Source organism: Algibacter luteus (genome assembly GCF_900141715.1).
In the GTDB taxonomy this organism is placed as follows: Bacteria; Bacteroidota; Bacteroidia; order Flavobacteriales; family Flavobacteriaceae; genus Arenitalea; species Arenitalea lutea.
In genome coordinates, this window is the sequence record NZ_FQYK01000008.1 from 58,916 (window position 1) to 71,750 (window position 12,835).

Genomic DNA, 12,835 nt, shown 5'->3' on the forward strand with positions numbered 1-12,835 from the left:
GTTTATTGTTTTTGTTTTGATTTTATATCGCTAAGCACGTCTTCATTAACCTTAACAACATATTTGGCTTTCAAATCATTAAGCCATTTCTCTTCTTTGTAATTTTGATAATCACTAATTACTTTCCCTTTAGCTTCGTTGAAAGACTTTTGTTCTTTGGGTAAAACCTCGTTAACTTTTACAACTACAAAACTATCATTATGTTTATATATTTTAGAAACTCCTTTTTTAAATTCAAATGCTTCTGGTAGTGCTTGATGTTCAGCATCCATAACATCCGAAGTAAAAATCACATCAATCTTATCATTACCATTTACAAGGGATTTAATTTGATCTAACTTCATGTTTTTGCTTAACAGTTTGGATACTTTTTTTAGTGTTTTTTGTTTGGTTGAAACTGCAACCACTGCATTAATCCTTTCTGGTTTAAAATAGTTAGCCTTGTTTTTCTCATAAAAACGCTCAATTTCTATGGAATCTGATTTTGATGAATTCCAGATAGTATTTTCCATTAAATCAAATAACAACAATCCATCCCTATACTCTGCAACAATGTTTGCATAATCTTCATTTTCAGATTCTAAATGATCTTCTTGATACTTTATCAAACTTTCCTTTAAGAATGATTGATATTTATCTGAAACTATTGTTTCGAAAGGTGCTTCTTTTGTTCTTAGACGTTGTGTGTTTAGCAAATAAACTGCAAAATCATTGTTAGTAAATTGCTTATCTCCTATTTTTATTAAAGACTCACGACCATTAAAATTATCAGGCAAACTCCAAGTCCTCTTAAAATAATCGTTGTTTAATATTGATACGAAATACTCCAAATTTGGTTCAACTCCAATATTATATTTTAATTTAAGTTTATTGATTAACGCCTCATCTATTAACTTCGATCTATCATCTCGTTTAACCTTTTCTACCAATTCCGGTTTCATTTCTTCAAAACTCGGCACATTAGTAATCTTATGAAGTTTTACAATATGCCAACCAAACTCTGTTTTAAAAGGCTCGGATACATCCCCTTCTTTTTCTAAATTAAAAGCTACATCTTCAAAAGCTTTGGCTCTTATTTGTCCTCCAGAAAATGGTTTTAATTTCCCTCCATTTGGTGCTGAATTTTTATCGTCTGAAAACTGTTTCGCCAAACTTTCAAACGATTCTCCTTGCGTCAATTTTTTATAAATTTCTTGAATTTTAACTTCGGGCTTTTCACTTAAAGAATCTTGATTTTTTTCAACTAGCATAATGTGAGCCACGGTTCGCTCTCCTCTAGATTTACGCTTATCAAGTACATTAACAATGTGATATCCAAAACGGGTTCTAAATGGCTCCGAGATGTCTCCGACATTTGTATTAAACGCTACGTTTTCAAATTTATACACCATTTTAAAGCCCGTAAAATAACCTAGTTTTTCCCCAAAAAGAGTTTGACCATTATGCACTTCTGCCCTAACCTTTTCAAAACCTTCATTTAATGCTCTATCTCTTAACTTAAGGATTTCAGTATAAGCTTTAAGGGTATCTTGTGGGGTTGCGTTTTCATTTACCTTTACTAAAATATGATCCGCATTCACTTCATATGACATTCGGTTATACGCTTCTTTTACCAACGCATCGGTAACTTTCGAATCTGTAATGTAGTTTTTAGCTAATTGTTTTTTGTATTTATCTAGCTCTTTTAAATACGACGGTTTTTTATCTAATCCTAAACTTTTTGCTTCTTTTAATTTAAGCTTGTAATTTGTAAATAGCTTTAAATATTCATCAATATTTTTTTGAGAATCATCTTGTACTAAATCTAAGTTTTTATTATAAACTCTTAAAAACTCGGATGTATAAACAGGTTCATCCGCAACGGTAAATAGTACATCGTTCTTAACCGATTGCCCATTTAATTGCATAATTAAGCAAGCCAAAAATAATGTTAATGAATATTTTAATTTCATCTGTTCAATCTTTATTAATTTCATAGGTAAATCGTCATTTACTAATAATTAATTATATTAAAATCAACTTAATTATTAATGCTAATTTCTTGGAGTATTTTTTTTTCAACGATTACAAAAATACTAATATAAACCTATAATACAAGTTGTTTTGCAAACGATTAGAAAAAGTAAATATTATACCTAATAAACATAAAAACATATATATAAATTGTATTTTTAATTCAGCTATATTTGGAATATAGATTAACCAGTATTATCAATAAAAGTGAAACCTTAAATGCGAAAATTAAAACTTATTTGGGATTTTCATGGACCCGATGCTCTTAAAATTGCTGAACATCATGAAATCCACCTCAAAGAATACATAAAACTTGAAGATTTAAATATTAATTTAACTGGATGTGAAGTTTTATCCAACAATCATTCTATAGCCTTTTTAGTTGTTGATGAAGACCAAATGAAGCCTATTAGAGATGCTTTAAAACCGCATAGAGGACAAATTTATTCTATTGCATAAAAACGAAAGCAAAATATGATAATATTGGAAATAATTGGGCGATTATCTATTTTAAAAGCAACCAAATAAACCATAATAAAACGTTAACTATTGAGTTATAAGTTATAACTAACCATATTACTACGTAATGAAAATTACAAAATCTATAAAACAACTGGTTTGCTTTTTTAGTATTGTAAGCTTACATTTCTCTGTAAAAGCGCAGACACCAGAAACTGACAATTCTACTCATGAAAAATGGGAATTTGTTTTAGAAGATACGGGCGATATTTTACAAATAGCCATCCCATCAATTGCTGGTTTAACAACGATAATAAAAAAAGATTGGAAAGGCACCAAACAGTTTGCTTTATCTTATGGCACTAGTTTTATTGTTACGCATTCATTGAAAAAAATAATTAAAAAAGAACGTCCTGAAGGGCGGAATTTATTCGATGCGTTTCCCTCAGGTCACACCACTTCTGCGTTTTCCGGAGCTTCATTCATTCAACGACGCTATGGATGGAAATACGGCAAATGGGCTTATTTAGGTGCTGCAATTGTAGGAGTTAGTAGAATGGAAGGACCAGATGGATGGCACGACCTTTGGGATGTTTTAGCTGGAGCACTGGTTGGCATTGGTAGTACTTATTTATTTACGACAGAATATCAAAGAGAGCATATGGAAATGGGTTTTTCTACAAATAAAGATGGGTTTTTAATCGCTTTTAGATATAAATTCTAATTAAGTATTTATAACCAATTTATAGCCAATACCACGTACATTCACAATTTTCAATTTAGAATCAAATTCTAATTTCTTTCTTAGCTTCGATATAAAAACATCTACGGTTCTGCCGATATAATCGCCATCATCACCCCAAACCATGTTTAAGATTACATCGCGCTCTACAGTATCATTAACCGACTTGTAAAGTAAATGAAGTAATTCTGCCTCTTTACTTGTTAATTCTATTTTTTGGTTGTCGATGATAAGCTCTGTATTGTTTTTATCAAAATGATAAGCCCCTAATGAAATCAAATTAGAATTAAATTTCTTCTTTAAAGATTGTTTCCTTTTATAAAAGAAAATTATTAAAATAATAATTACTAGTGCTAAAATAATTGCATAAAAACCGTTGCCAAATTCTTGAGGATTTGAGTCACTATTTAATAAAGTGATAAATTCTGCGCCAGAAAGCTCTTCATCTATTATGGTGAATAAAATATTATAGCACGATTTTGGTTGTATTCTGCCACCACAAGGAATAATATCAAGTTTTGAGGTTTCGTTAACTTCAAAACTGTAAATAATTTCAGAAGTATTGCAATGTTCTACCTCAACAATATAATTATTAGCAATTTCCGTATCATCTACAATATCTTTTACCATGGCCACTAAACCTTCAGAAGTAAAAGCAAAATCAGATTCAAATTGTATTCTATATTGATTGTTTTCTTTAATAACTGGCAACACCCTTGAAGTGCTATCCGAAACGCTTTGTAGAATTTTATGCCCTAGCATACGAAGCGCTACTTCAATATGTTTGTCTTTTAAAGAATTTTGTGCATTCAAACTCCCTGCAAATAGCAATAAGCACGAAAAAATACCAATTTTTGATCTAAAATACCCCAAATTCATTTTACAAAACTATGGTATTAAACGACAATTAATAATGATTTACACAAAATTTACATTAATTTACAATCGTTTAAACAGTTAATTTTCTAGAAGTTATAGATTTGATAGAAATTAATCAAAAGAACAACAGTTATGAAAAAATCAATTATAATTACTTGTATCGTTATTGCAGCCATTAGTTTTTTCGGTTTTAATTATCTGAGTCAAAACAAAAGTGATGAAAAGGCCCTAAATATTGCGAGTATTGAAGTTACTACTGAAGCCAAAAAATCTGATGCAGATTTTATTTATGGTATAGGTCCTAGATTTGGTCCTATTAAGAAAGAAATTATACATAACGATTTATCAATCACTCATTTTTTAGACGACATGCAACAAGATAGAATTACCTCTATAGAATCTATTGAATTGATAGTTATTGAAAACGACGTAGAATCTAATAAGCGAATTAAAGCTAAAAGTAGTGAATTTAACGAAGCACAAATTAACTTGCTTAAATCCATTAATTATTCTGATGGATTTAAACTAAGAATTGATTACAAAGAAAAACATTTTGGATCGACTGAATTATTTGATGCCTATTCTACGCCACACCATACAGTTGTTCCAGAAACACAAGCCGAATATATTTATGGAAAATCTGCCTTAATTAATTTCTTTGTTGAAAACACTAAAGCAGCTACTGCTCAAATTCCTGAAGACAAACTTAAACCTGCCAAGTTATATTTTACTGTAACTAAAGAAGGAAGCATTGAAAATGTGAATTTAGACAGATCTCCAGGATTTCCTGAAATTGATGATTTAATGACACTGTTAATTTCTGAAACTCCAGGTGGATGGATTCCTGCTTCCAATGCTAAAGGTGATAATGTAGACCAAGAATTGGTAGTTTCTTTTGGTTTAATGGGTTGCTAATCCATATAAAATAAGATCATAAAAAAGCTTCGGATTAATTTTCGAAGCTTTTTTTAATACTTTTTTTAGGATATTGCTTTTTTATATTTCTAATTAATTCCTCCAAACCATTTAATTTCAATTCGTAAACCTGCTCCAACATGATTCCCAATTTTCCTTTAGGGAATCCTTTACTATGATACCACACCACATAATACTCTGGCAAATCAATCAAATAGCGATCTTTATATTTTCCATAGGGCATTTTGGTATGTGCTAAGTCTATTAAAAATTGTTTGTCTGGTAGCATAATTTAATTTACGTATAGGTATTTATCATACTTCTTTAATTCAGCATCAATATAGGCTTTCCAAAGTGCTTGTGAGGTAAAGTTCCTAGAAAAATCTGTTTCAGAATCATATTTATCCTGCATTTCAGCTAATTCAGAATTGATATCATTATGCATTTTTTGCAATTGTTTTTTTATCGAATTAGAAACCTTCAACAGGCCAATTCTATATCGAAACTTACGAGCATACAATTCAGTGATATCAAAATGCAATCGTTCGTGATCTAATATATGTGCATCGGCACGTTCCACTTTGTACCAAGACTGCTTTGGGTAAAAGTGTGCATTAACTTCTGTGGTAAAGGCTACCACATCATTATTGCTTTTTTGAGTTATAGAGAAACCAAAAGTAATACCCGAAGCTGTTGTAGCAACTGCATCACTATTTACAATAGGCTTTCCTTTAAAATCAGACCAAGTTATCTTGTTTGAAGGATTCCAAGATATAACCGGTTCGTTTTCTTGTGTTAAAACTGAAAAGAAAAATAAAAATAGAAACTTTAAATTTAATAGTGCCATAAAGTTAAAAACGTATAGCACTTAGTCTTATTGTTTTACCTCAACAATTGTTAAATCGTCGTATTTAACTAAATAAACAGTATCATTATAATAGCCACCAAATAACTTCTTTTTGTAGGCAAACTTGTTTTCTACATATTCGGTAAGTGGAGCATTATTAACAGATGCATACAAATCGTGAGAAGAAACCAAACGCAACACAACATCCATCGTTAAATCGAAACCTTTTACTGCTCTTTTGTTAGGCGTGATGTTATATAGCTTATTATATTTTTTTACGAAAGAATTATGGTCATTTTCACTATACTCTTTTGATGCTGTCGCAAAATGAAATTGTAAGGTAGACAAGTGTGTGTTATTTATTTGATCGCCCTCAAAAGCTGAATTAATATTAGTTGTAAACAACATGATATTAGGTGCTTCTTCATTAGTTTCTGGATCTTTCTTGTTGTTTAAGGAAGCCAAAACACTAGTTACATTCGAGGCGTAACCTTCGTTTTGAGTTTCTAAAAACACCACATTTTTACCTGGTTTTAAAGCGGCTTCAATATCTTCTTTAGTAACAAAAAATTCATCTTTACCTTCTTTGTTTTTTCTAGAATAAACCAAACTTGCCGCATTAAACTCACGTTTTAATTCGTTGGCAATAGCCATATTTTTTGTATCCGCTATAATGATAACATTTCCAACTAAAGTATCAGCTTTTACAAAATTTACCACTTTTGACTTCAGTAAATCGTCCGATGGTCTAGATTGAAATACGTTATCGTATAATTTTAAATTAGTGCCTATTGGTGAAATTACCGGCGTATTATACTTCTTCAAATCTGATGCGACCTTATTAAAACTATCCGGTGTCAATGGCCCAATTACGGCATCAACATCTTCAAAATCGTTATCTCTTAAAATGCGATCTACTTCACTAACTTCATACCGCGTATCATAAACATCAACCTTTAAAGAAATTCCTAAAGATTTTAAAGAATCAACAGCTAACAATACGCCCGAATGAAAATCTAGAGAAGCCTGTAAATAGGGATCTTTCTTTATACTATTTTTAGTGTCCGATATAGAATCAAAATCTACGCGATGCATTCTAAAAGGCAACATCACAACAATATGCTTTGTTTCAAAATCAGAAATACTATCCAATAAATTAATGGCTAAATTCTCACCTGAACCAGCACTTTCAATAGCATTTGAATGCGGTATTTTTAAAATCATACCAGATTTTAAACCCGTTTCTTTAAGGCTTGGGTTTAAAGCTTCAATTTCTTCTTGCTCCAAACCTAATTTAAGTTTTAAACGGTAAAACCCTTCCTTTGGTAAAACTTTATAGTAACTGTATTTATCATCGTATTGTTTTTGTCCTTCTTTATCAATATTAGGAACATTTATAACTTGACCTTCTTTTAAAACCTCATCTATACCGGGGTTTAACATCTCCAACTCAGTTACCGAAATACCAAATTTGTAGGCAATACGCCACTTCCCTTCTTTAGGTTGAACCGTATACTCTTTAGTTGGCGCTACCTCTTCAACAATTTCTGTTATTTTATATATTGGAATTTGAAGTTTGTCACCTTTACGCAAAGCATTGGCATACAAAAACTTATTATATTTTTTTATATCTTCTTCTTCAACTTCATATTTTTTAGACAAACTATAAAGCGTTTCTTTTCGTTTTGTTTTGTGTTCTTTAAAGCCTAAAAGTGATTTGTTGATAGTAATCTTAGGAGTTCTAGCCTTAGAAATAGGAATAATTAAAACCGTGTTAGGTTTCAACTCTTTCTTTACTTCAGGATTAAGCTGATAAATATCAAAAGGTGTCACTAAATAACGCTTTGCAATATCTTCAATTGTTTCTCCTGTTTTAACTTGGTGTGTGCTAAAGTTTTGAGCATAAACTGCGTTAAAACTAAATGTTAAAACCAAAATAAGTACTAATAAAACTCTCTTCATATTGTTTTCTGTGCTCTATAAATATAGTAAAACCTAACCACTTTATAATATACGCTTCATTCTTAAAAAAAGTTTAAAACCAACCCTTTTAATCTTAGTAGCATATAACATGCCAAATTTTATTTGGGCGTTACCACTAGGGTCGGGCTATTCGCTACAAGTCCTCGGTCGTGCCTCCCTGTGGGCTTTTATTCATGCTTTTCTATTTTATATTAATGAATTCATGAACATAAATGTTTCACTAATATCCCTAACGCGGGCAAACCTGCAAAAACCTGTTTATCAAATTATTCCCACTCTATGGTTGCAGGTGGTTTCGAACTAATATCGTAAACTACTCTATTAACGCCTTTTACTTTATTTATTATATCGTTTGATGTTTTTTGAAGAAACTCGTATGGTAGATTTACCCAATCGGCAGTCATTCCATCAGTGCTTTCAACCGCTCTAAGTGCTACACATTTTTCGTAGGTACGCTCATCTCCCATTACACCAACACTATTTACTGGTAATAACATAGCACCTGCTTGCCAAACTTTATCGTATAGCCCCCATTCTTTCAAACCATTTATAAAAATAGCATCAACATCTTGCAAAATACGTACTTTTTCAGCTGTAATATCACCTAAAATACGAATGCCTAATCCTGGTCCTGGAAATGGATGACGTCCTAATAATTCAGGATCAATACCCAAAGTAGCTCCAACGCGCCTTACCTCATCTTTAAATATCGCACGCAATGGTTCTACTATTTTAAGTTTCATAAAATCTGGTAAACCGCCCACATTATGGTGACTTTTTATAGTAGCCGATGGCCCTCCTGTTGCCGATACACTTTCTATAACATCAGGATAAATAGTACCCTGTGCCAACCAAGAAACATCTTCAATTTTATGAGCTTCATCGTCAAAAACTTCAATAAAAGAATTTCCAATCGCTTTTCGTTTTAATTCTGGATCCTCAATACCAGCCAAGGCTTCAAGAAAACGTGCCGATGCATTAACACCTTTTACATTAAGTCCCATGCCTTCATATTGATTTAATACATTCTCAAATTCGTTTTTACGAAGTAATCCATTATTAACGAAAATACAATATAGGTTTTTCCCAATAGCTTTATTCAATAAAACCGCCGCCACTGTTGAGTCAACACCACCAGAAAGACCTAAAACAACTTTATCATTACCTACCTTCTCTTTAATAGCTTCTACAGTTTCTTCAACAAATGAATCTGGTGTCCAATCTTGATGTAAACCAGCAATACTAACAAGAAAATTTTCTAAAAGTTGCTTGCCATCGGTAGTATGATATACTTCCGGATGAAATTGAATGGCATAGGTTTCTTCACCATCAATTCTATACGCTGCATTTTCAACATCGTGTGTACTCGCAATTAGCACACCGTTTGTTGGTAACTTTTTGATGGTATCACTATGGCTCATCCAAACCTGACTTCCGGTGTGGATATGCGCAAAGAATGGCTCGTTGCTTTTAATAAAAGATAAATTAGCACGACCATATTCTCTAGTATTAGATGGTGCTACCTCTCCACCCGAAAAATGAGCCAAATACTGTGCGCCGTAACAAACAGCAAGCAAAGGCTTTTGTCCTCTAATCTGTGATAAATCTGGATGCAATGCATCTTCACCTCTCACAGAATTCGGGCTACCAGAAAGTATCACCGCTTTATACTCTGCTAGGTTTATTGGAATTTTATTGAATGGGTGTATTTCGGAGTATATGTTGAGTTCTCTAACTCTACGGGCAATAAGCTGAGTGTATTGCGATCCGAAGTCTAAAATAAGTACCTTGTCATGTTGCATGCGCAAAAATAGGAATTGATTTTATATTGAGGAATTAGGATTCGTTCTTTTTTTAACAATTTTTAAACCATAGAATCTAAAATCATTTCAATATCCTTTTCTGTGGTATCTGGATTAATAAAACAAAATCTAGAAACCGTTTCGAAAGTATCGCCCGTTTTCCATTTTGTAGGTGTAACCAATGCAAATCCTTTTTCATGATTCTCGTAGGTCCAATGTGTATAATCTTCGGGGTTCCATCCTATTCTTCTATATAAAACACAAGATAAACTTGGTTCTCTAACCAACTCTACATGAGGTAGTTTTTTAATTATTTTACCAGCCATTTGAGCCAGTTCTATACCTCTTTCAACAGCTTCCTTATAGCGATCTGTTCCGTGGGTAGCTAATGAAAACCATAATGGTAACCCTCTAACGCGGCGTGTTAACTGTATTTGATAGTCGGCTGGATTAAAACCATGCGCGCCTTCGTCTTTAAAAATTTCTAAATACGATCCTTCTTGAGAGTGTGCTTTTTTGGCTAATTCAGGTTTTTTGTAAATAACCGAACCACAATCATATGGAGAAAACATCCATTTATGCGGATCTATAGTAATACTATCTGCTTTTTCAATACCATTAAATAAGTGGCGAACAGAATCTGCTACTAAAGCGCCACCACCATAAGCTGCATCAACATGAAACCATAAGTTTTCGTTTGCACAAACCGCAGCAATCCCTTGTAAATCATCAATTATTCCAGCGTTTGTTGTGCCTCCTGTTGCAACAACTGCAAATAATCTTTTTCTTTGATGTATCGTTAAATTATCAATAGCTTCTTGCAACTCGGTACCTAATAATTGATCTTCAGTATCTACCAAAATTACATCGGCATCAATAACTTTTGCCATGGCTTTTATTGATGAATGCGCTCCTATAGATGTTATAATCAATCCTTTTTCACCTCTAAAATCATCATTTTCCCTCCAGTGCTCTCGAGCTGTTACCATGGCCGATAAATTCGCTGCAGTACCACCGCTTGTAAAAACTCCAAAAGCACCTTGAGGCATTCCTGTGAGAGATACCATCCAGTGCATCGCTTCGTTTTCGCAAAATATGCCTCCCGCGCCTTCCATCCAATACGCACCATGAATGCTAGAAGCCGATGTAACTAAATCGAACATAATAGCTGCTCTTGTAGGCGCTGCCGGTACGAATGCTAAATGACGCGGATGATCTATAGGTACATTAGCTTTCATTAAATGCTCTTTCCATAGGTTAAAAGCAAATTCTCCCCCAATTCCTTTCGCTGTGATAGTTTCTCCCACGATTGATTTTAATTCAAATTCACTCTTAGGTTTACCTATTTCTCGCTCAGTAGCCGAAATTCTATCTATGGTATATTTCATAACATCCATGGTCATTTCAACTAAATCTATATCTATTTTGTGCATACGCTTTAATACTTCATTATTAAGAACTCACTTTTTAAAGGTTCTAAATTTTTGATTAACATCGCTATCAATAATTCACCATAATCCAAATAAAACTCCGAAAAATTAGCATTCCGCTCTTGTAAACTTCCATTTGGGAAGAGCTCGTTTTTAATTTTTATCATTCTTTCAACCTCATCAGAAAGTTTTCTTTTTTGAGCTTTTAATAAACGTTTTTCTAAAACATCTAAACCTTTAAGCTGTTTCACCTCTTGAGCTTTTACAGCACCTAAAAAGGATTTATCCGTTTGTTTAGCCAATTTATATAAGTCTTCAAATTGCTTTACTAAATGCTCTTTCTGAGTTGAAAAATCGATGTCTACATTAGAAATTTCCCTTACCTTTTTATTAATAAAAGCGTCTCGCTTTAAAAAAATGTCTTCAGCAGAAACATTTAATTTTTCAAGTTTTTTATGTTGACTTTCAGATTGAATTAAAACAGAATTACGCAATAATAATATGGGAAAAGGTATTTTTACTTCATCAAAAAATTGCTTTAACTGAAACCAATACGCTAACTCTCCTCCTCCTCCAATATAGCATAAGTTTGGTAAAATAACTTCTTGATATAACGGCCTCAAAATTACATTTGGTGAAAACCGCTCAGGAAATTTAGCGACTTCTTGTAATATTTCATCTTTGCCCCAAACAATATCAGTATTTAAAACTTTAAATATGCTATTATCAAAAACGATACGCTCTCTTAAGTTTTCTTTTAAATAGAATAAATTAATTTCACGTGGATTAACTTGAATTTTATAGGCTTCAGAAATCTTCGAAAGTACTTCGTTAGTTTTTGAAACCTGTTTAAAAGATGTTTGATTTATGAGCTCTTCTTCAATATATGGAATAAATAAACGCTTCAATTTAGGTTCATTAGCGTCAATAATGACCAATCCGTAATCTTTAAATAATTCGTTTGCTAAATATCGTGTGGCATCGGCAAGATTATCATGATGTAAATAAGCCTGCTGAAACATTTTTTTCAATTCTTCGGCTTGAGAAGAAGTTCCTAGCACCTGTGATAACAACTCATAAACCTCATTTAAACCTTCCGTATTCAATTCACCTACAGCGCCTTTGGCCTTTCTATTCCATTGAAATTTTCTGCCTTTAAGATTGAAGTAATTTATTTCATCAAAATCATGATCTTCAGTTGCCATCCAATAAACTGGCACAAAATTATATTCAGGATGTCTTTCTTTTAGTGCCTTTGAAAGATTTATTGTTGAAACTATTTTATAAAGAAAGTATAACGGACCGGTAAATAAGTTGAGTTGATGCCCGGTTGTAATTGTGAACGTGTTATCTAAACTAAGACTTTCAATATATTGAAGTGTGATTTCTGAAGTATCTATTTCATTATACTGCTGTTTTAAAACATTTACCAATACATCGCGAGATTCTTTTTTTATTGTGCTTTTCTTTTCTTCAATTTGTAAATTGAAACTGTCGATATCTGGAAATCGATTGTAGAAAGGTTTTAATACTGATTTTTTATCTAAATAATCACAAATTAAAGGTGAGAAATAACCAGTTTCCTTAAATGGTAAATGTTCTTGCTGCATATAACTAATAAAAACATGTAAATATACAGCTATTCAAAATTCTAATATCTAAAATTTTAGTTAAGAAATAGCTATATGTCCATTGATGTAATATTTGCAGAGACTTAAAATAGGTCGATAAAAACAATCATATTTTCAATATTTATCAGGGTTTT

The 12,835-nt window shown here is 32.2% G+C and carries 11 protein-coding genes; 3 read left to right on the forward strand and 8 right to left on the reverse strand.

Translation table 11 applies throughout. From position 1 onward, the window contains the following. Positions 1 to 2: 2 nt before the first annotated feature. Entirely contained in the window at positions 3 to 1,976 is a 1,974-nt protein-coding gene (locus tag BUA46_RS13305) for a peptidylprolyl isomerase (protein WP_143148139.1), read from the reverse strand. Between the two features lie 256 nt (positions 1,977 to 2,232). Between BUA46_RS13305 and BUA46_RS13310 the strand changes: the two genes are divergently transcribed. Both BUA46_RS13310 and BUA46_RS13315 read left to right on the forward strand, forming a co-directional pair. After that, complete coding sequence (locus BUA46_RS13310) at positions 2,233 to 2,472, forward strand: hypothetical protein (RefSeq protein WP_019388333.1); 240 nt, start codon at positions 2,233 to 2,235, stop codon at positions 2,470 to 2,472. 127 nt (positions 2,473 to 2,599) lie between these two features. Continuing rightward, on the forward strand, positions 2,600 to 3,196 hold the full coding sequence (locus tag BUA46_RS13315) for a phosphatase PAP2 family protein (protein ID WP_019388334.1): 597 nt from the start codon (positions 2,600 to 2,602) through the stop codon (positions 3,194 to 3,196). Here BUA46_RS13315 and BUA46_RS13320 read toward each other — a convergent pair whose 3' ends face one another. Next, complete coding sequence (locus BUA46_RS13320) at positions 3,197 to 4,027, reverse strand: winged helix-turn-helix domain-containing protein (protein WP_244890601.1); 831 nt, start codon at positions 4,025 to 4,027, stop codon at positions 3,197 to 3,199. A gap of 198 nt (positions 4,028 to 4,225) precedes the next feature. Here BUA46_RS13320 and BUA46_RS13325 point away from each other — a divergent pair, with 198 nt between their 5' ends. Then, positions 4,226 to 5,008, forward strand: coding sequence for an energy transducer TonB (locus tag BUA46_RS13325; protein ID WP_019388336.1), 783 nt, complete (start codon positions 4,226 to 4,228; stop codon positions 5,006 to 5,008). Between the two features lie 34 nt (positions 5,009 to 5,042). On the opposite strand, the gene BUA46_RS13330 is transcribed toward BUA46_RS13325, so the two are convergent. From BUA46_RS13330 to bshC, 6 genes are all read right to left on the reverse strand, one after another. Further along, a complete protein-coding gene (locus BUA46_RS13330) occupies positions 5,043 to 5,297 on the reverse strand; it encodes a DUF3820 family protein (RefSeq protein WP_019388337.1) in 255 nt (84 codons plus the stop codon). Positions 5,298 to 5,300: 3 nt separating this feature from the next. After that, the gene (locus tag BUA46_RS13335) at positions 5,301 to 5,855 is read right to left on the reverse strand and encodes a DUF922 domain-containing protein (RefSeq protein ID WP_019388338.1); all 555 of its coding nucleotides are present in this window, start codon (positions 5,853 to 5,855) and stop codon (positions 5,301 to 5,303) included. A gap of 27 nt (positions 5,856 to 5,882) precedes the next feature. Continuing rightward, positions 5,883 to 7,817, reverse strand: a complete 1,935-nt coding sequence (locus BUA46_RS13340; RefSeq protein ID WP_019388339.1) for a LysM peptidoglycan-binding domain-containing protein — start codon at positions 7,815 to 7,817, stop codon at positions 5,883 to 5,885. A 287-nt stretch (positions 7,818 to 8,104) separates the two neighbouring features. Further along, a complete protein-coding gene (gene guaA, locus BUA46_RS13345; RefSeq protein WP_019388340.1) occupies positions 8,105 to 9,640 on the reverse strand; it encodes a glutamine-hydrolyzing GMP synthase in 1,536 nt (511 codons plus the stop codon). A gap of 62 nt (positions 9,641 to 9,702) precedes the next feature. Then, complete coding sequence (locus BUA46_RS13350) at positions 9,703 to 11,073, reverse strand: pyridoxal phosphate-dependent decarboxylase family protein (RefSeq protein ID WP_019388341.1); 1,371 nt, start codon at positions 11,071 to 11,073, stop codon at positions 9,703 to 9,705. Between the two features lie 5 nt (positions 11,074 to 11,078). Next, positions 11,079 to 12,680 carry a bacillithiol biosynthesis cysteine-adding enzyme BshC gene (gene bshC, locus BUA46_RS13355; protein WP_019388342.1) on the reverse strand — a complete coding sequence of 534 codons (1,602 nt, stop codon included), beginning with the start codon at positions 12,678 to 12,680 and terminating at the stop codon, positions 11,079 to 11,081. Positions 12,681 to 12,835: the final 155 nt, after the last annotated feature.